Annotated in this window: 16 protein-coding genes; 1 reads left to right on the top strand and 15 read right to left on the bottom strand. The window is 73.3% G+C overall.

Translation table 11 applies throughout. The annotated features are described in order from the left end of the window. Nucleotides 1-226 precede the first annotated feature (226 nt). The 9 genes from lepB (ACGF07_RS29375) to proS form a co-directional block, all read right to left on the bottom strand. Nucleotides 227-1,081 carry a signal peptidase I gene (gene lepB, locus ACGF07_RS29375; RefSeq protein ID WP_350744736.1) on the bottom strand — a complete coding sequence of 285 codons (855 nt, stop codon included), beginning with the start codon at nucleotides 1,079-1,081 and terminating at the stop codon, nucleotides 227-229. Nucleotides 1,082-1,151: 70 nt separating this feature from the next. Then, nucleotides 1,152-2,117, bottom strand: coding sequence for a signal peptidase I (lepB, locus tag ACGF07_RS29380; protein ID WP_392903580.1), 966 nt, complete (start codon nucleotides 2,115-2,117; stop codon nucleotides 1,152-1,154). 77 nt (nucleotides 2,118-2,194) lie between these two features. Then, nucleotides 2,195-2,545, bottom strand: a complete 351-nt coding sequence (rplS, locus tag ACGF07_RS29385; protein ID WP_207809318.1) for a 50S ribosomal protein L19 — start codon at nucleotides 2,543-2,545, stop codon at nucleotides 2,195-2,197. 154 nt (nucleotides 2,546-2,699) lie between these two features. Continuing rightward, on the bottom strand, nucleotides 2,700-3,518 hold the full coding sequence (gene trmD, locus ACGF07_RS29390; RefSeq protein WP_350750250.1) for a tRNA (guanosine(37)-N1)-methyltransferase TrmD: 819 nt from the start codon (nucleotides 3,516-3,518) through the stop codon (nucleotides 2,700-2,702). A 71-nt stretch (nucleotides 3,519-3,589) separates the two neighbouring features. Continuing rightward, nucleotides 3,590-4,231, bottom strand: coding sequence for a ribosome maturation factor RimM (gene rimM / locus ACGF07_RS29395; RefSeq protein WP_350750248.1), 642 nt, complete (start codon nucleotides 4,229-4,231; stop codon nucleotides 3,590-3,592). A gap of 151 nt (nucleotides 4,232-4,382) precedes the next feature. Continuing rightward, the gene (locus ACGF07_RS29400; RefSeq protein ID WP_030056773.1) at nucleotides 4,383-4,622 is read right to left on the bottom strand and encodes an RNA-binding protein; all 240 of its coding nucleotides are present in this window, start codon (nucleotides 4,620-4,622) and stop codon (nucleotides 4,383-4,385) included. A 2-nt stretch (nucleotides 4,623-4,624) separates the two neighbouring features. After that, nucleotides 4,625-5,053, bottom strand: a complete 429-nt coding sequence (gene rpsP / locus ACGF07_RS29405) for a 30S ribosomal protein S16 (protein ID WP_196946892.1) — start codon at nucleotides 5,051-5,053, stop codon at nucleotides 4,625-4,627. A gap of 526 nt (nucleotides 5,054-5,579) precedes the next feature. Continuing rightward, nucleotides 5,580-6,158, bottom strand: a complete 579-nt coding sequence (locus ACGF07_RS29410; protein WP_350741716.1) for a hypothetical protein — start codon at nucleotides 6,156-6,158, stop codon at nucleotides 5,580-5,582. A gap of 399 nt (nucleotides 6,159-6,557) precedes the next feature. Next, nucleotides 6,558-7,970 carry a proline--tRNA ligase gene (gene proS / locus ACGF07_RS29415; protein WP_392903583.1) on the bottom strand — a complete coding sequence of 471 codons (1,413 nt, stop codon included), beginning with the start codon at nucleotides 7,968-7,970 and terminating at the stop codon, nucleotides 6,558-6,560. A gap of 212 nt (nucleotides 7,971-8,182) precedes the next feature. Here proS and ACGF07_RS29420 point away from each other — a divergent pair, with 212 nt between their 5' ends. Then, nucleotides 8,183-9,007 carry a class I SAM-dependent methyltransferase gene (locus ACGF07_RS29420; protein ID WP_392903585.1) on the top strand — a complete coding sequence of 275 codons (825 nt, stop codon included), beginning with the start codon at nucleotides 8,183-8,185 and terminating at the stop codon, nucleotides 9,005-9,007. 301 nt (nucleotides 9,008-9,308) lie between these two features. Here ACGF07_RS29420 and ftsH read toward each other — a convergent pair whose 3' ends face one another. The 6 genes from ftsH to ACGF07_RS29450 all read right to left on the bottom strand — a co-directional run bounded on the left by ftsH (nucleotide 9,309) and on the right by ACGF07_RS29450 (nucleotide 18,474). Beyond that, nucleotides 9,309-11,231: an ATP-dependent zinc metalloprotease FtsH gene (ftsH, locus tag ACGF07_RS29425; RefSeq protein WP_392903588.1), complete on the bottom strand. Its 1,923-nt coding sequence runs from the start codon at nucleotides 11,229-11,231 to the stop codon at nucleotides 9,309-9,311. A gap of 265 nt (nucleotides 11,232-11,496) precedes the next feature. Next, entirely contained in the window at nucleotides 11,497-12,039 is a 543-nt protein-coding gene (locus tag ACGF07_RS29430; protein WP_350741708.1) for a GNAT family protein, read from the bottom strand. Nucleotides 12,040-12,161: 122 nt separating this feature from the next. Beyond that, nucleotides 12,162-13,727: a signal recognition particle protein gene (ffh, locus tag ACGF07_RS29435; protein ID WP_392903623.1), complete on the bottom strand. Its 1,566-nt coding sequence runs from the start codon at nucleotides 13,725-13,727 to the stop codon at nucleotides 12,162-12,164. A gap of 270 nt (nucleotides 13,728-13,997) precedes the next feature. Further along, a complete protein-coding gene (locus ACGF07_RS29440; RefSeq protein ID WP_392903591.1) occupies nucleotides 13,998-16,529 on the bottom strand; it encodes a [protein-PII] uridylyltransferase in 2,532 nt (843 codons plus the stop codon). Nucleotides 16,530-16,705: 176 nt separating this feature from the next. Beyond that, nucleotides 16,706-17,044 carry a P-II family nitrogen regulator gene (locus ACGF07_RS29445; protein ID WP_350524594.1) on the bottom strand — a complete coding sequence of 113 codons (339 nt, stop codon included), beginning with the start codon at nucleotides 17,042-17,044 and terminating at the stop codon, nucleotides 16,706-16,708. Beyond that, nucleotides 17,041-18,474 carry an ammonium transporter gene (locus ACGF07_RS29450; RefSeq protein ID WP_392903594.1) on the bottom strand — a complete coding sequence of 478 codons (1,434 nt, stop codon included), beginning with the start codon at nucleotides 18,472-18,474 and terminating at the stop codon, nucleotides 17,041-17,043. The genes ACGF07_RS29445 and ACGF07_RS29450 overlap by 4 nt, the downstream gene beginning before the upstream one ends. Between the last annotated feature and the right edge of the window lie 158 nt (nucleotides 18,475-18,632).

Genomic DNA, 18,632 nt, shown 5'->3' on the forward strand with positions numbered 1-18,632 from the left:
TGCTGTGCGGACGCCCGCGCGCCCGCGTTCAGAGTGCCGCACAGCGGGCACCACGCTCGCCACGACCGTGAACGCATCAGGGCTGCCCACAAGGGGCTCCCCTGACACCGACGCGGCTGCGGCGCACAGCCGGGGATCCCGGCCGCACCTGCACTTCTCTATCACTCCCGGGCATCCGGCTCGCGGTTCCACACGCGTGGTCCGGCCCTTCACCAGCGGAAGCGACTCACTCGGGAGGCCGCCTCGGCCGGCGAACGACGAACGGAAGGATGCCCAACACACCCATAACGAGCGGAGGTTCCAGAGGAACCGGCCCAACGCCCATCGATTTCGCCGCAGTTCCGCCGGGCTGCGGAGCCCCGGCGAGGGAGGAGAGTGAACTCGGCTCATCGAGTTGATGGAAGCGGTCCAGCGGCCAGGCGATCACGAACGCGCGGCCGACCACCCCGCTCAGCGGGATGGTGCCCTGGCCCGGATTGCCCATGTGGAACCGGGAGTCGGCGGAGACGTCCCGGTGGTCGCCCATGACCCACAGACGCCCCTTCGGCACCGTCACCTTGAAGGGCTGCCGGGACGGCGGGTTGCCCGGTGCCAGGTACGGCTCCTCCACCGCGCGGCCGTTGACACTGAGCCGTCCCTGCGGGTCACAGCACTCGACGGTGTCCCCGCCGACGCCGATGACGCGCTTGATCAGGTCCTGCTCGTTCTCGGACGGCAGCAGTCCGACGAAGGTGAGCACCTGCTTGGCCGCACCCAGGACCGGACCGTCGGTGGACGGCTTGCGATCGTCCTCGAGCCAGCCGCCCGGGTCCTTGAACACCACGACGTCGCCGCGCTGCGGCTCACTGCCGAACCAGGGGGTCAACTTGTCCACCAGCACCCGGTCGCCGACCCGGATGGTCTGCTCCATCGAGCCCGACGGGATCACGAACACCTGGATCAGGAAGGTCTTCATCAGCAGCGCCACCAGCAGGGCCACCAGAATGATCATCGGGAACTCGCGCAGCAGCGAGCGCTTGCGCCGCCGGGCCGCCCGGCGGGCGCTGCGGCGGCGCTCGGCGCGGCCGCGGACCGGCGCCACCGGACCGGGCCCGGCTCCGTCCGGTCCGCCGTCACCCGGCTCCGGCGCCGACCGGTCGGCGACCCGCCCCCTACCCCTGGTCCCCATGACCACCCGTCCCCGCAATCGCGGCGAAGGCCGCGGGCCGGTCGAGGCCGGTCCAGCGGGAGAACGGGTAGACCACCCAGTCCGCCCGTCCGATCACCTCGTCCTCGGGCACGAAGCCGCCGCCGGGCTCGCCGAGGTGGTCGCGCGAGTCCCGGGAGGCGCTCCGGTGGTCCCCCAGCACGAACAGCTTGCCGGTCGGCACCACGATGTCGAAGGCCACCTGGGAGGCCTCGTCTCCGGGTGCCAGGTAGGAGGTCTCGTCCAGCGGCACGCCGTTGACCGTGATCGGCTTGCCGGGGCCGGCGCTGGTCACCCGGTCCCCGCCGATGCCGATCACGCGCTTGACGTAGACGGTGTTCCCGGCGGGGGCCAGGCCGAGGTCCCGGCCGAGCGAACGCAGGTCGTCCCAGAAGCCCGGCGGCTCGGTCGGTTCCGGGAGGAAGGAGCCCGTCCCGTCGAAGACCACGACGTCGCCCCGTCGGGGGTGGCCGCCGAAGGCGTAGGCCAGTTGGTTGGCGATCAGCCGGTCACCGGGCCGCAGGGTGTCCTCCATCGAACCGGAGGGCACCGTGAACGGACGGGCGACGAAGGCGTTCAGCAGGAGCAGCGCACCCAGGCAGATGCCGACCAGCAGCAGCAGGTCCCGCGACCGCGAGCGACCGGATTCTTCCTCCGGTTCCTCGCCCTGGTCGGCCCCCTCGGCCTCGTCGGTCTCCCGCGCGCCCTCGTCCGCGGCAAGGAGCGCTCCCGCGCCCGCGCCCGCGCCGGCACCGGCGCCGGCACCAGCCGTCGCTGCGGGACCAGCCGTCGGTGCGGGACCGTCTCCCGAGACGTTCCCCGAGGCGTCCCGGGAAGCGCCCCCGGAAACGACCGCGGACCGCGACAGCGAGTCCGCACCGGAAGGTGCGGGACTGCCGTCGCGATCCGCGGGTGGTTCGTGCGTGCTCATCGGGGGGTGAGCTTACCTTGCGGTCGCTCGGCCCTTCAGAGCGCTCCGATCCCCCGGCAGGGCCGGGGGCCGGTGGATCAGCGGTCGCGCTTCTCCTTGATCTTCGCGGCCTTGCCGCGGAGGTCACGCAGGTAGTACAGCTTGGCGCGGCGAACCGCACCGCGGGTCACGACCTCGATCTTCTCGACGACCGGGGTGTGCACCGGGAAGGTGCGCTCCACGCCGACGTTGAAGCTGACCTTGCGGACGGTGAAGGTCTCACCGATGCCGGAGCCGTGGCGGCGGATGACGATGCCCTGGAAGACCTGGACACGGGAGCGGTTGCCCTCGATGACCCGGACGTGGACCTTCAGGGTGTCACCGGCGCGGAAGGCCGGGATGTCGGTGCGCAGCGAGGCCGCGTCGACAGCAGCGAGCTTGTTGCTCATGTTGCTCTCCATCGCAGGCGCCACGGGCCGCCCACGGAAATGTCGTCACAATGGGGTCTGCTGCGGGCCGCATCGGCTGACGGCGATCCCCCCGTGGCGGGGGCGCCGGTCCACGTGCCCCTACGGGAGGGAACCAGCGACAGACAGCAGTCGCCTATTCTTCCACACCATCGCCCACGGACCGAAATCGGCCCAGTTCCTCGTCCCAGGCCAGGCCGAGGATGCTGAGCGCCTCGCGGTCCTTCTTGTCGAAGGAGCCGTACTGCCAGCGCTCGACCAGGTCGGGCCGGTTGGCCAGGGTACGGGCGAAGGCCTGCTCCCGGCGCCAGCGGGCGATCTTGCCGTGGTTGCCGCTGAGCAGCACCTCGGGCACGGTCCGGCCGCGCCACTCGGCGGGCTTGGTGAACACCGGGCCCTCCAGCAGATCGGCCATCGCGCCGGGGGCGAAGGAGTCGTCCCGGTGGGACTCGGCGTTGCCGAGCACGCCGGGCAGCAGCCGGGCGATCGCCTCGACCATCACCAGCACCGCGACCTCGCCGCCCGCCAGCACGTAGTCGCCGATCGAAACCTCGACCACCGGCATCCTGGTGGCCGCCTCCTCGATCACCCGGCGGTCGATGCCCTCGTACCGCGCGGGCGTGAACGCCAGCCAGGGGCGGCCGGCCAGCTCCTGGGCGAGTGCCTGGGTGAACGGGCGCCCGCTCGGGGTGGGCACGACCAGCGTGGGCACCTCGCCCTCGGGGCCGCCGGCCACGACCGCGTCCAGCGCCTCGCCCCACGGCTCGGGCTTCATCACCATGCCGGGGCCGCCGCCGTAGGGACTGTCGTCCACCGTGCGGTGCACGTCGTGGGTCCACTCGCGCAGGTCGTGGACGTGCACGTCCAGCTGGCCGCGGGCGCGGGCCTTGCCGACCAGCGAGATGTTCAGCGGCTCCAGGTACTCGGGGAAGATCGAGACGACGTCGATCCTCATCCCGGCCTGCACGGCCGCGGCGGCGTCCCGGTCGGCATCCGCGCCAGGCTCCGCCGGAGTCTGCTCGAACGTCACTGCGACTCCCCGGACTCGCCCGAGGCCTTGGACTCGCCCGACTCGCCCGACTCGTCCGATTCCCCCGACTCGTCCGACTCGCCCGGCTTCGCCGGTTCCTCCGTCGCCGAGCCGGCGACCTCGGCCCGCTCCGGGTCGATCAGCCCGGCCGGCGGGGTGATGACCGCGCGCTGGTTCTCCAGGTCGATGGTCGGCACGATCTGGCTCACGAACGGGACCAGCACCTCCGTCCCGTCGGCCTTCCTGACCGTGAGGAGGTCCTGGTACGGCAGGTGGACGACCTCCGTCAGCTCGCCGACCGGGGTGCCGTCGAGCAGCACCACGTCGAGGCCGATCAGCTGGTGGTCGTAGTACTCCTCCGGGTCCTCGGGCCGCTCCTCCGGGTCGACCTCGGAGATCAGCAGGGTGCCCCGCAGGGCCTCCGCCGCGTTGCGGTCCTTCACGCCGACGAAGCGCAGCAGCAGCCGGCCGCTGTGCACCCGGCCGGATTCGACGGTCAGCGGTCCGACCGAGGCCGGGTCGGTGAGCAGGACGGCACCGGGGCCGAGCCGGAGTTCCGGCTCGTCGGTGCGGACCTCGACACTGACGTCCCCCCTGATGCCGTGGGCGCGGCCGATCCTGCCGACGACGAGCTGCACGGTGATCGTTCTCCTGGAGTTGCTGAGCGGGAAGGCAGAGAGAAGTGGGCTGGGACGGCCGGCGGGAGCCGGAACGGCCAGCAAAAAAGGCCGACCGGGACGACATGCGTCCCGGTCGGCCTCAAGCCCGACGGCTGAACGAGCAGCTGCGTCAGCGAATGTTGTCCACGTCGACGAGGTCGACCCGGACGTTGCGACCGCCGAGGGCGCCGACCACGGTGCGCAGAGCGCGCGCCGTGCGGCCGCCCCGGCCGATCACCTTGCCGAGGTCATCGGGGTGCACGCGCACCTCGATGGTGTTGCCCCGACGCAGGTTGCGCGAACGCACCTGAACCTCGTCGGGGTGCTCGACGATGCCCTTCACCAAGTGGTCGAGGGCGTCCTCGATCACGATCAGGCCTCGGCGGCGGCGTCGGCCTCAGCCTCGGCCTTGTCCGACTTCTTGGCCTTCGGGGTGATGGCGACACCGGTGGTGGCGTCCTCGAAGCCGGCGACGGCCTTGGCGAACAGGTGCGAGAAGTCCTCGACCTTCGGCTCGGCGACCTTCAGCGGCTCCGGAGCCGGCAGGCCCTTGAACTTCTGCCAGTCGCCGGTCAGCTTGAGGATGGCGAGCACCGGCTCGGTCGGCTGGGCGCCGACGGACAGCCAGTACTGGGCGCGGTCGCTGTCGACCTCGATCTTCGAGGGGTTGTAGGTCGGCTGGTAGATGCCGATCTCCTCGATCGCGCGACCGTCACGCTTGGTGCGGGCGTCGGCGACGACGATGCGGTAGTGCGGGGAGCGAATCTTGCCGAGACGCTTCAGCTTGATCTTGACTGCCACGGGAGTGGATTCTCCTGGTGTTGACGTGGGTGAGCGTCCGCGCCGTCCGCGTGGGGTTGCGGGGCGGGGCGTTCAAGGGACACGCCAGCCGTAGGAGAGAGGGGTCCTGCCCGGCTGCCGAGTACTCAGCTGTCCATTCTGCCATATCGGCGGGAACGCTCTTCACCCGGTCAGCGTCTGGTCAGCACCCGGCCACCGCTCGGCCACCGCGGACGGAACCCGCTCGGGCACTCCGGGACCGACCACCGGGGCGCACGGCGAAGCCGCTCACGGCCTCACGGCTCGGGACGTGCCACGTTCAGGGCTCGACCGGGAGCCCCCGCTCCCGGTCAGCCACAGCCTTACCGACGCCGATCACCGCTATGCCTCGACCGCCGCGCTTCCTCGACCGCCGCGACATCCGACCACCGGCCGCTCGATCACCGACCGCCCGGTCACGCCGACCGCTCGACCACCAACCGCTCGGCCACCGACCGCCCGGTCGCGCCGACTGCCCGCACAGTCGCCGACCGGTCCGGTCGCCCGATTACGCGATCTTGAACGGCTGCTGGCACGCGCCGCAGACGATGGACGCCTGCGCCAGCACGGACGGCACGACCCGGACGTTGCGACCGCAGCCGCAGACCGCCTTGACCCGGACGCCGCCGCCGGAGGATCCGTGCCGGGCGGCCGGGCCGCGGAAGGCACGGTTGGCGCCGTCGCCGGCCACCGCCTCCTGGTGGGCGCCGAGGGCGCGGTCCAGGCGCTCGATGGTCTCGGCGTAGCGTTCCTGCGTCTCCTTGAGCATGGTCACCTGGGAGAAGCCGCTGCTCGCGTGCGGCTCGACCGGGTGGGCCAGGCCCAGCTCGGAGGCGAGCATCAGGAAGCGCCGGTTGTGGTAGCGGCCGGCGCGCGAGGTGTCCCGGATGTCCCGGGCCGCGGCCAGGCCGTGGGCAGCCTCGTGGAGGAGCCGCTCGAAACCGAGCCGCGTGCCACAGGCCGAGGAGGACTCGCCGATCAGGGCCTCGGGCGAGGCCAGGTCCGGGAGGTCCTGGTGGTAGGCCTGGATGTCGCTCCAGGCGGCGGCCAGTTCGGCCGCGAGGACGAGGGGCTGTGTCGTGCTCACGCTAGACCAACGATGCAGAGCGAGCCGATGTTCCGCATGTTCCCGTTCTCCTGGAATTCCCAGGGAACTCCCAGGAATGCGCGACTGTGCGCGAATTGCGCGTTCCGGATCCGACGCAAGACCAACCCCCTGCCGGTTTCGGCCCGTCGCAGAGTCGGCGGGCCTCCTGAATTCCGCCCAGGGGCGGGCTGTCGCCCCCAGGACGTACGGCCCGTGGACCCGTCGAGTTGACAGGGCCACGGGCCGTACACCGTACCGCTATTCCGTTAATACCGGCAGTTGACTGACCAGTAGGGATGTTGACGGTCGGCGGTCACCCGGCAGAGTTACCGGATTCTTACCCATCCGCATTCCGGGCAAATGTTGCCGCGGACGGTCATCACCTGTCGGTAACGGGCATCAGTACGCACGCGCGACGATCGCGATATTGCCGTCCTGGTCGTCCGCCTGCGGCACCGAGCCGTCGGCCGCGACGATGCAGCGCACCGTGACGCCCTGCTCGGCCAGCTTGGCCTCGCCCTCCGGGCCGAGGTCGGCCCAGGAGATCCGGCCCCAGCCGGTCGCGGCCGCCTCGACGGCCTCGTCGAGCGTCTTGACGTCCACCGTGCGGGCCTCGCGGCGCTCGCGGGACTGGCGGAGCAGCAGCGCCTGGTCCTCCTCCAGGATGCCCGGCAGGAGCGCAGCCAGGGCGTCGATGGAGACCGGCTCCTTGCCGCCCGGGATGCGGCGGGCCAGCATCGCGGTGCCGTTCTCGAGGTCGCGCGGGCCGACCTCGATGCGCACCGGAACGCCCTTGAGCTCCCAGTCGACGGCGCGGCGGCCGAACGGGGTGTCGGTGCGGTCGTCGACGACGGTCCGGACGCCGGCCGCCTCCAGCGCGGCCCCGATCTCGCGGACCTTGGCGATGACGGCGTCGTCGCCCTTGATGGCCAGCACGACGGCTTGGACGGCGGCCAGACGGGGCGGAACCCGCAGGCCGTTGTCGTCGCCGTGGGACATGATCAGGCCGCCGACCATGCGGGTGGAGACGCCCCAGGAGGTCTGCCAGACGTGCTCGCGCTCGGCGCCCTGCAGCTGGTAGGTGGTGTTGAACGCCTTGGCGAAGTTCTGGCCCAGCTCGTGGCTGGTGCCCATCTGCAGCGCCTTGCCGTCGCCCATCATGCCCTCCAGGGTGAGGGTGTTGATGGCGCCGGCGAAGCGCTCCTTGGCGGTCTTGCGGCCGAGCACGACGTCGATGCCGAGCACGTTGGTCATGAAGTCGCCGTAGACCTGGGTGTGGATCATCGACGCGTACGCGCGGGCGTCCTCGTAGGTGGCGTGGGCGGTGTGGCCCTCCTGCCAGAGGAACTCGGTGGTGCGCAGGAAGACGCGCGGACGCAGCTCCCAGCGGACCACGTTGGCCCACTGGTTGATCAGCAGCGGCAGGTCGCGGTGGCTCTGCACCCACTTGGAGAAGTACTCGTTGATGATCGTCTCGGAGGTCGGCCGGACCACGACCGGCTCCTCGAGCTGCTTGCCGCCGCCGTGGGTGACGACCGCGAGCTCGGGCGAGAAGCCCTCGACGTGCTCGGCTTCCCTGGTCAGGTAGGACTGCGGGATGAACATCGGGAAGTAGGCGTTCTGCGCGCCCGCCTTCTTGATGCGCGCGTCCATCTCCTGCTGCATCCGCTCCCACAGGCCGTAGCCGTACGGCCGGATGACCATGGTGCCGCGCACCGGACCGTTGTCGGCCAGCTCAGCCTTGTTGATGAGGTCCTGGTACCAGCGGGGGAAGTCTTCCGCCTGGGGGGTGAGAACGGGTGCCTTAGCCATGGCCCGAATGGTACGGGGCACGGCCCCCCGGTTTCGAATCGGTATCACACCCGCGTCAGCGGGCACGGCCTCCGCAGGGGGCGCACGACCGCGACCCGCGCGCACCACCCTGCACCCCTCTGGACGCCGGGCCCGACCCGCTGTTGGCTGGAGTGGGGCGGGACTTTGGGGGAGCCGTAGCAGGACACCGAAGGACCGGATGGGAGGCCGCGATGGCTTCAGCTCGGACGACCGGCACGACCGTACGACCAGCGGGCGCACGACCGCACCACCCGCAGCCCGGGGCCGCCGCGCCCGCGCGGGCGCGCGACTGGGCGGAGATCCAGGAACGCATGCTGGTACCGCTCTACGAGGCGGTGTACGACCGCTTGGAGGTCGGCCCGGCGAGCAGTGTGCTGGGGCTCGGCTGCCGGTCCGGACTGGCCCTGCTGCTCGCGGCCGGACGGGGCGCGCAGGTCGCCGGCCAGGAGCCGCGGGACGAGCTGCGCGAGCTGGCCCGCGGCCGTCGGCTGCGGGTGTGCGCGGGGGCCCGGCCGACCGCCGCCGTCCCCCGCTCGGCCCATTCGCTGGTGACGGTTTTCGAGCAGCTGCCCGGCGCCGCCGCGCCCGGCCAGGTGGTCGCGGAGGCGGCCCGGCTCACGCTCCCGGGCGGCCACGTGGTGCTCGCCGCCTGGGGGCCGCCGGAGCGCTGCCAGAGCGCCCCGGTGCTCGACGTGGCCCGCCGCAGGGCCGGACGGACGACCGCGCGGGACCCGTTCGAGCTGAGCGCGCCCGGCGCGCTGGAGGACCTGCTCGCTCCGGCCGGCCTGCGCCCGGCCGGCAGCGGGCGCGTCAGCTGCCCCTTCGCGTACCCGGACCTCGACAGCGCGGTCCGCGGCCTGCTCTCCACCGGGGTGTTCGAGGCGGCCGAGGAGTTCTCCGGCGCCTCACTGGTGGCCAAGGAGCTGGAGGAGGCGTTGCAGCCGTACCTGCGCCCGGACGGCACGGTCCGGATGGAGAACCTCTTCCGCTACCTGATCGCCGAGCGCCCCCGGTAGCGGGGGCGACCCGTCCCGGCCCCGGGCGCCCCCGGCAACGGGCGGCGACCGGCGGACCCGTCCGCCGCCCCACCGCTCGGACCGCTCGGACCGCCCGGACCGCCCGGACCGCCCGGACCGCCCGAGTAACCCGGCCGCCCGGCCGCCCGGACCGACGGAACCGGGATCGCCCGAGTCGCCGGACCGACGAAAACCGGGGGCGCCCGCCGCGATGGCGAGCGCCCCAGGGCATCGGTTCACGCCTCCGGCTCAGGCCTCCGGTTCACGCCTCCGGCTCAGGCCTCCGGTTCACGCCTCCGGTTCACGCCTCCGGGTCGGACGCCTTCCTCGGCACCCCCGCCGCCCGGTAGGCCTCCTCCTCGTCCAGCGTCTCGGCCTCCAGCAGCGCCGCCGCCAGCGCGTCGAGCCGGTGCCGCTGCTCGGTCAGCAGCCGCACCGCGTCCTCGTAGCACTCGGCGACGATCCGCCGGGCCTCCTCGTCCACCGCGTCCAGCGTGGTCGGGGCGGCCGACAGCCCGTACGCGCCCTGCGGGTCCGCGGGTACGGCGGTGAGCCGCCCGACCCGCTCGCTCATCCCCCAGCGTCCGGCCATTCCGCGTGCGATGTTGGTGACCTGCTCCAGGTCGCTCTCCGCGCCGGTGGTGATCACCCCGTAGACCACCTGCTCGGCCGCCATCCCGCCGAGCGCGCCGATGATCCGGCCGCGCAGGTAGGGCTCGGTGTACGAGTAGCGGTCGTTCTCCGGGGTGGAGAGGGTGACGCCGAGGGCGCGGCCGCGCGGCACGATGGTGATCTTGCGGACCGGGTCCGCGCCCGGCTGGAGCATGCCCAGCAGCGCGTGCCCGCTCTCGTGGTACGCCGTCCGCTCGCGCTCCTCCTGGGGCATCACCAGCGGCCGCACGGCGCCGAGCTGGACCTTCTCCAGGGCGTCCGAGAGGTCCCGCTCGCTGACCGCGTCCTGCTGGCGCTTGACGGCCAGCAGGGCGGCCTCGTTGACCAGGTTGGCGAGTTCGGCGCCGGTCATCCCGGGGGTGATCTTGGCCAGTTGGGCGAGGTCGGTGCCGTCGGCCAGCGGGACGGTCCGGGTGTGGATGCGCAGGATCGCCGCGCGGCCCTCCCGGTCGGGCGGGCTGACGGTGATCCGCCGGTCGAAGCGGCCGGGGCGCAGCAGCGCCGGGTCGAGCACGTCCGCCCGGTTGGTCGCGGCGATCACGATGACGCCCTCGGAGCCGGTGAAGCCGTCCATCTCGGTGAGGATCTGGTTGAGCGTCTGCTCGCGCTCGTCGTGCCCGCCCATGCCGCCGCCGGCGCCGCGCTGGCGGCCGATGGTGTCGATCTCGTCGATGAAGATGATCGCGGGGGCGACCTTGCGCGCCTCGGCGAACAGTTCGCGCACCCGGCTGGCGCCGACGCCGACGATCATCTCGATGAACTCGGAGGCGGAGGCGGAGAAGAACGGCACGTCCGCCTCGCCGGCGACGGCCCGGGCCAGCAGGGTCTTTCCGGTTCCGGGCGGGCCGCTGAGCAGCACGCCGCGCGGCATCTTGGCGCCGAGCCGGCGGTACCGGTCGGGGTTCTTCAGGTAGTCGACCACCTCGGTGAGTTCGGCCTCCACCTCGTCGATGCCGGCCACGTCGGCGAAGGTGGTGCGCTTGCCCTGGTCGGCGGTGACCGGCTTGGGCGGGGCCTTGCGGCCGAGCGGTCCGGCGCCGAGGCCGCCGGCCATCCGGCGGGCGAGCAGCACCCAGACGAAGACCAGCAGCAGCATCGGGGCGAGCGAGAGCAGCAGGTTGGTGAGGAAGCTGCGCTGCTGCACCGGCGAGGTGGCGGTCACCTCGACGCCCTGCTGCTGCAGGGTGGTCCACAGGTTGTCGCCCGCGAACGAGGGGCGCTGGGTGGCGAACTCGGTGTAGTCGCCCTTGCCGCCGTCCGGTTTGGGCTGGGCGCTCTTGAGAGTGCCCTCGATCGCGTCGCCCTTGGAGTAGATCTTGGTGATGTTGCCCTTGTTCAACTGGTTGTTGAACTCGGTGTACGAGATCGTGGTGGCGCCCTCGTTGCCGAAGAAGGACAGCAGCAGGTCGGAGATCAGGAACACCACGAGCGCGGTGAGGATGAGGCCCGTCCAGCCGCCGGGCATCCGGCGGCGGGGCGGCGGCGGGGGCGGGGCGCCCTCGGACCGCCAGGGCTGGTCGGGGGTCTGGCGCGGCGGGGCGGGTTCGGTCACCCACCGGACGATACGGACAGGTGCTCGGACGAGCCAACCGCAACGCCGGGCCCGACCGCCCGCACGGCGGCCGTCCGGCGACCGTCCGGCGGCCGTGCAGCGACGGTCCGGCGGCCGTGCAGCGACCGTCCGGCCGCGGCGCGGAACCACTGCCGCGCGGGCCGCCGGAACGCCGAAGCGCCGAACCCCTCGCGCCGAGCCCGGAGGCGGTCAGTCCGGCGGTCAGTCCGGCGGTCAGTCCGGCGGACAGCAGGCGGTCAGCAGGTCATACCGCGGCGCCCGGCCATTCCTCGGCGGTCAGCGCGAAGCGCTCGTGGTCGCGCCAGTCCCCCTGGAGGAACAGCATCCGGGGGGTGAAGCCCTCGTGCCGGAAGCCCAGCCGCTTGGCCATCGCGATCGAGCGCTGGTTCTCGGGCTGCACGTTGATCTCCAGCCGGTGCAGGCCCAGCCCGCCGGCCGACTGGGCGGCGAAGCAGCGCTCCACGACCAGCCGCAGGCCTTCGGTCATCCGCCCGGTGCCCGCGAACGGCAGGTACGAGTCGTAGCCCAGCGCGCCGTTGCAGAACCGGCCCATCACGATGTTGGCGACGTTCACCTTGCCGACCAGCCCCCCGGAGTCCCGGTCGAAGATCATGAAGGTGCGCAGGCCCGGCCCCTGGCGCTCCAGCAGTTCCGGCAGCCCGTCCGGCTCGACCGGGTTCCACCGTCCGATGTGCTCGGCGGACCGGCGGACCGCCTCCGCGTACAGAACCTCGTCCTCGGCCCTGGGGGCCCTGATCATCACTCGCACGCCAACATCATCCGACATGGCAGCATCATCGGACATGCGAACGGCCCGCCGTCCGGGGACCACCGGACGACGGGCCGCTCAGGACCGCTGAGTACGCTCGACCGCTCGGCCCCGCCGAGGGCCAGCAGGCCCCGCGAGGCCTACAGCAGGTCCTTGAACTCCTTGGGCAGCTCGAAGTCGGCCGGGCCCTTGCCGGCGCCGAGGCCGAAGGCGCCGCCCTCGGCCGGGCCCTGGGCGCCGCCCGGGCCGAGCGCGCGGCGCTGGGCGGCCGCGGCCTCCTCCTGCGCGCGCTTCAGCGGGTTGCCGCTCTTGCGCTTGCCCTTGGCCTGCGGGGCCTTCTTGCCGGACTTCTTCGCGCCGCCGCCCATGCCGGGGATCCCCGGCATGCCGGGCACGCCCTTGCCGGAGGCCATCGCGGACATCATCTTGCGGGCCTCGAAGAACCGCTCGACCAGGTTCTTCACCTCGCCGACCTGGACGCCGGCGCCCTTGGCGATGCGGGCGCGGCGGGAGCCGTTGATCAGCTCCGGCTCGGCGCGCTCGACCGGGGTCATCGACTTGATGATCGCGCCGACCCGGTTGACGTCCTTGTCGTCGATGTTGTTGATCTGCTCGCGGATCTGGCCCATCCCGGGCAGCATGCCGAGCAGCTTGGAGATCGAGCCCATCTTCTGGACCTGCTCCAGCTGCGACAGGAAGTCGTCCAGCGTGAACTGCTTCGGGCCGCCGCGCAGCTTGGCGGCGATCTTCTCGGCCTCGGCCTGCGAGAAGGTCTGCTCGGCCTTCTCGATCAGCGAGAGGACGTCACCCATGCCCAGGATGCGCGAGGCCATCCGGTCCGGGTGGAAGGCGTCGAAGTCGTCGACCTTCTCGCCGTTGGAGGCGAACATGATCTGCCGGCCGGTGACGTGCGCGACCGACAGGGCGGCACCGCCGCGGGCGTCGCCGTCGAGCTTGGAGAGCACCACACCGGTGAAGTCGACGCCCTCGAGGAACGCCTGCGCGGTGGTGACCGCGTCCTGACCGATCATCGCGTCGACGACGAACAGGACCTCGTCCGGGTTGACCGCGGCGCGGATGTCGGCGGCCTGCTGCATCAGCTCGGCGTCGATGCCCAGGCGGCCGGCGGTGTCGACGATGACGACGTCGTACTGCTTCTGCTTGGCGTACTCGATCGAGTCCTTGGCGACCTGCACCGGGTCGCCCACGCCGTTGCCCGGCTGCGGGCCGTAGAAGGCCACGCCGGCGCGCTCGGCGACGACCTGGAGCTGGTTGACCGCGTTGGGGCGCTGGAGGTCGCAGGCGACCAGCAGCGGGGTGTGCTTCTGGGTCTTCAGCCAGTGGCCGAGCTTGCCCGCGAGGGTGGTCTTACCGGCACCCTGCAGACCGGCCAGCATGATGACCGTCGGGCCGTTCTTGGCGAACCGGACCCGGCGGGTCTCGCCGCCGAGGATGGCGATGAGCTCCTCGTTGACGATCTTGATGATCTGCTGCGCGGGGTTCAGCGCGCCGGAGACCTCGGCACCGAGCGCCCGGTCCTTGACCTGCTTGATGAAGGCCCGGACGACCGGCAGCGCGACGTCCGCCTCCAGCAGCGCGATCCGGATCTCGCGGGCGGTGGCGTCGATGTCCGCCTCGCTGAGGCGGCCCTTGCCCCGGAGGTTCTTGAACGTCGCTGCGAGGCGATCGGAGAGAGTGTCGAACACGTCGGCGCGGGTCCTCTGCGGCATCGGTATCGGTACGGTCGTCGTCCCCAGGGTATCCGGCCGCCCCGGGTACGGTCTCCACCCCTACCGGGAACGCCCGCCGGGCCCCGCACCTCACCGGGGACCCGCCGCCCAGGCCGGATCCCCGCCACGCCCCACGGAAAGCCGCCCGACCCCGCCGGCGCCTCGCCCGGCGCCCTGCCCGGCGACCAGCCCAGCGCCCTGCCCGGCGACCAAGCCCGGCGCCCCGCCCGGCAACCGGCCCGGCACTCAGCCCAGCGCCGCCCGCACCGCCGCCGCCACCTCGGCGGCCCGCTCGGCGGTGAGCGGACGGCCTGCCGCGTCGGTCAGGTAGAACGAGTCGACGGCGTCCGCGCCCAGGGTGGAGACGTGCGCGGTGCGCACCCGCACCCCCGCCCCGTCGAGCGCCCGGCCGATCCGGTGCAGCAGCCCGGGGGCGTCGTGCGCCCGGACCTCCAGCACGGTCGCGCTCGCCGAGGCCACCGCGGGAGCCACCGCGACCACCGGCGGCGGGGTGGGGATGCCCTTGCGCCGCGGGGCGGCCGCGTCCCGCTCGGCGAGGCGGCGGGAGACGTCCAGCGAGCCGTCCAGCGCCCGGCGCAGGTCGGCGCGCAGCCGGGCGGCCTCCGGCAGTTCGCCGAACTCGGCGGCCACCCGCCAGGACAGCAGCAGGACCGGGCCGGCACCGATCGGGTCCAGCTCGCGCAGTCCGGCCGAGCGCACGGCCAGCCGGTGCAGCGCGAGCACCCCGGCGACGGTGCCCAGCAGACCCGGCTGGTCCGGGACGGCCAGGGTCAGCTCCACGCCCATCGGCTCGGTGCCCGGGTCCGCGCCCTCGGCCTGGGCCAGCAGCGACAGCGCGGGTGCGCCGGTGCACGCGGCCTCGACCGCGAGCCGCTCCTGCTCGGCGGTCGGTGCCCCCGACGGCGCGCCCCCCGCGCGGGCGCCGTCCGCGAGGGCGCCGTCCGCGAGGGCGCCGTCCGCGAGGGCGCCGTCCGCGAGGGCGCCGTCCACGGGCGCCCCGCCGGCCCCGGTGAGCTGGGCGGCGACCCGGGCGACCAGGCCGTCCACCAGCGAGGCCCGCCAGCCGCTCCACGCGGCCGGGCCGGTGGCCAGCGCGTCCGCCTCGGTGAGCGCGTGCAGCAGTTCCAGCTCCGGCAGGGTGCCGACCGCCTTGGTGATCGTCTCGACGGTGGCCGGATCGTCCGGGTCGCGCCGGGTCGCGGTGTCGACCAGGGTCAGGTGGTGGCGGACCAGCACCGCCAGGGTCTCGGTGTCCTCGGGGCCGAAGCCCATCCGGGCGGCCAGGTCGCGGACGATCACCTCGCCGGCCTCGCTGTGGTCACCGGGCCAGCCCTTGCCGATGTCGTGCAGCAGCGCGGCGATCAGCAACAGGTCCGGCCTGGCCACCCGCCGGGTCATCGCGGCGGCCCGGACGGCCGTCTCGACCAGGTGCCGGTCCACCGTCCAGCGGTGCACCGCGTTGCGCTGCGGGCGGCAGCGCACCCGCTCCCAGTCCGGCAGCAGCCGGGTGACCAGCCCCTCCGCCTCCAGCGCCTCCCACACCGGGACGGCCGCCTCCCCCGCGCCGAGCAGGGTGACGAGCTGCTCGCGCGCCTCGTCCGGCCACGGCACCGGCAGCGGTCGGCACTCGGCGGCGAGCCGACGCACCGTCGCGTACGAGACGGTCAGCCCGTTCTGCGCGGCGGCCGCCGCGGCGCGCAGCGGCAGCACGGGGTCGGTGGCCGGGCGGGCGGCCTGGGCGAGCACGGCCTCGCCGTCCTGCTCGACCACGCCCTCGGCGAGCGGGCGGCGCTCGACCGCGCCCCGGGCCACCGCGCCCGCGCCGCGGCCGATGCCGGTGAACCGGAAGGCCGCTCGGCCGGGCCGCCGGCCCCGGGTGGCGCGGGCGGCCAGCACCCGGTCGACCGCCCGCCAGGTGACCTCGCCCGCGTAGGCGATGGTCCGGGCGGCCTCGTAGACCTGGCGCAGCAGGGTGTCGGCGTCCAGCACCCCGAGCCGCTCGGCGACCTGGTCCTGGTCCTGGAGGCTGAGCCGCTCGGTGGCCCGGCCGGTGACCAGGTGCAGCGCGTCCCGGACGTCGGCGAGCCGCAGGGCGGCGGCGTCCAGGCCGTCCCGGGGGGCGTCGGCGAGCCAGGTGGCGGCGATCGCGTCGAGGGCGACCAGGTCGCGCAACCCGCCGCGGGCCTCCTTGAGGTCGGGCTCCAGCAGGAAGGAGAGCTCGCCGTGCCGTTCGGCCCGCTCCCGGCCCAGCTCGCGCAGTTCGGGCAGGCGCGCGGGGGCGCTCGCCCGCCAGTCGGTGAGCACCGCGGAGCGCAGCGCGGAGGTGAGCGCCGCGTCCCCGGCGAGGTGGCGGGCGTCCAGCAGGCCGAGCTGGGCCTTGAGGTCGGCGGCGGCGACCGAGCGGGCCTCGGCGACGGTGCGCACCGAGTGGTCCAGTTTGGCGCCCGCGTCCCAGACCGGGTACCAGATCCGCTCGGGCAGCTCGCGGGCGATCGGGCCGTCGTGCAGCAGCAGGACGTCCAGGTCGCTGCGCGGGGAGAGTTCGCCGCGCCCGTAGCCGCCGACGGCGACCAGCGCGACGCCGGAGCCGGGCGCTCCGGCCGAGGCGAGCAGCCCGGCCAGCCAGTGGTCGGTGAGCCGGGCGAGCGCGGCCCGGCGGGGGCGCCCGGTCAGGCCGGGCCGCTCGAGCAGCTCGGCCCGGGCGGCGGCGTAGTCGGGGAGGTCGCGGGGTTCGGCGGGGCTGGTCTCGGTGGTCATGCGCGGGGTCCCGTCCGTCGGGTGAGCGGCCGAGCGGCCGAGCGGGGCGCCGTGCCGCCCGCGGTCCGGCCGGGCGTACGGCTCGCGGCCCCCGGCCGGGCGCCGGCGGGCCGTCGGCGGACCCGCGGTCCCCCGGAGGGGGCGCGGGCCCGCCGGTGGGTCGGTCGGTCAGGGCCTCACAGGGCGTCCGGGCCGCGTTCGCCGGTGCGGACCCGGACGGCGGTGTCGACCGGGATGCTCCACACCTTGCCGTCGCCGATCTTGCCGGTGCGGGCGGCCTTCACCAGGACGTCGATCAGGTCGTCGGCGTCCTCGTCCTCGACCAGGACCTCGATCCGGACCTTCGGCACCAGGTCCACGGTGTACTCGGCGCCCCGGTAGACCTCGGTGTGGCCGCGCTGGCGGCCGTAGCCGCTGGCTTCGGTGACGGTCAGGCCGTGGACCCCGAAGGCCTGCAGCGCGGCCTTCACCTCGTCCAGGCGGTAGGGCTTGATGACGGCGGTGATGAGCTTCATCGGGCGTCGACCTCGGTCTTCTCGGCGGGCTTCTCGGCGGCGGTGGCGGTCTTCTCGGCGGCGGCGGCGGTCTTGCCGGCGGACGCGGCCGGCTTGCCGGCCGGCCGCTCGACGGACCCGGCGGCCGGCGCGGAGCCGCTGGCGGAGCCCAGGCCGGGCAGGGCCCGGGCCAGGCCGGCGCCCACGGCGCTGAAGTCGTAGGCCGACTCGGCGTGTTCGGCCTGGTCGATGCCGGCCGTCTCCACCTCCTCGCTGACCCGGAATCCCACCAGCTTGTCGACCGCCTTGGCCAGCAGCCAGGACAGCACGAACGAGTACGCCGCGACGACCGCCACGCCCATCGCCTGCTTGCCGAGCTGGCCCAGGCCGCCGCCGTAGAACAGGCCCTTGGCGGTCTGGCCGACCCCTCCGGTGGCGAACAGGCCGATCAGCAGCGAGCCGATGGCCCCGCCCACCGCGTGCACGCCGACCACGTCGAGCGAGTCGTCGAAGCCCCAGCGGTACTTCAGCGAGACGGCGGCCGCGCAGACCGCGCCCGCGACCAGGCCGATCGCCACCGCGCCGAGCGGGCTGACCGAGCCGCAGGCAGGGGTGATCGCGACCAGCCCGGCCACCGCACCGGAGGCGGCGCCCAGCGTGGTGAACGCGCCGTGCTTGAGCTTCTCGTAGACCAGCCAGCCGACCAGCGCCGCGCCGGTGGCGACCTGGGTGTTGACCATCGCCATGGCGGCCACGCCGTTGGCGGCCAGCGCCGAGCCCGCGTTGAAGCCGAACCAGCCGAACCACAGCAGCCCGGAGCCGAGCATCACCAGCGGCAGGCTGTGCGGGCGCATCGGATCCTTCTTGAACCCGATGCGCTTGCCCAGCACCAGGCAGAGCGCGAGGCCCGCGACACCGGCGTTGATGTGCACGGCGGTCCCACCGGCGAAGTCGATCACGCCGTTCCGGTCGCCGAGCCAGCCGCCGTTGCCGCCGTCGAAGAAGAACACCCAGTGCGCGACCGGGAAGTAGACGATCGTCACCCAGAGCGCGATGAACAGGCCCCAGGCCGCGAACTTGGCCCGGTCCGCGATGGCGCCGCTGATCAGCGCCGGGGTGATGATCGCGAACATCAGCTGGAAGACCGCGAACGCGGTCACCGGGATCGACCCGGTCAGCTCGTTCAGCCCCATCCCGCGCATCCCCAGGAAGTCCAGGTTGCCGATCAGCCCACCGAAGGAGTCGGGTCCGAAGCTGAGCGAGTAGCCGTAGAGCACCCAGAGCACGCTGACGATGCCGAGCGAGAGGAAGCTCATCGCCAGCATGTTCAGTGTGCTCTTCGCCCTGACCATGCCCCCGTAGAAGAAGGCCAGGCCCGGGGTCATCACCATGACCAGGGCCGCACTGATGAGCACGAAGGCGGTGTCGCCCGCGCTGAAGCCGTCCGGCATCGGCGTCTCCTCTGCGTGAAAGCCGCTCCACCCTCCCCCGGGTACCTGTCCCGTGCCACCCGGGGCGGCGGCGATGAAAGGAGAGTGCCGAAGGCTGGTTTCGGCCAGTGCGGCCGGTTGTTTCGCGGCCGTGACGCGTGCGACGCGCGGGTTACGGG

It is taken from the genome of Kitasatospora sp. NPDC048194 (assembly GCF_043202455.1).
Lineage (GTDB): Bacteria > Actinomycetota > Actinomycetes > Streptomycetales > Streptomycetaceae > Kitasatospora.

Excerpts from the sequence above, each read along its gene's own strand:
- lepB (WP_392903580.1), bottom strand. The coding sequence starts at position 2,117 with ATGAGCACGCACGAACCACCCGCGGATCGCGACGGCAGTCCCGCACCT.
- rplS (WP_207809318.1), bottom strand. The coding sequence starts at position 2,545 with ATGAGCAACAAGCTCGCTGCTGTCGACGCGGCCTCGCTGCGCACCGAC.
- trmD (WP_350750250.1), bottom strand. The coding sequence starts at position 3,518 with ATGAGGATCGACGTCGTCTCGATCTTCCCCGAGTACCTGGAGCCGCTG.
- proS (WP_392903583.1), bottom strand. The coding sequence starts at position 7,970 with ATGGCTAAGGCACCCGTTCTCACCCCCCAGGCGGAAGACTTCCCCCGC.
- ACGF07_RS29420 (WP_392903585.1), top strand. The coding sequence starts at position 8,183 with ATGGCTTCAGCTCGGACGACCGGCACGACCGTACGACCAGCGGGCGCA.
- ACGF07_RS29430 (WP_350741708.1), bottom strand. The coding sequence starts at position 12,039 with ATGTCGGATGATGTTGGCGTGCGAGTGATGATCAGGGCCCCCAGGGCC.
- ACGF07_RS29440 (WP_392903591.1), bottom strand. The coding sequence starts at position 16,529 with ATGACCACCGAGACCAGCCCCGCCGAACCCCGCGACCTCCCCGACTAC.
- ACGF07_RS29445 (WP_350524594.1), bottom strand. The coding sequence starts at position 17,044 with ATGAAGCTCATCACCGCCGTCATCAAGCCCTACCGCCTGGACGAGGTG.
- ACGF07_RS29450 (WP_392903594.1), bottom strand. The coding sequence starts at position 18,474 with ATGCCGGACGGCTTCAGCGCGGGCGACACCGCCTTCGTGCTCATCAGT.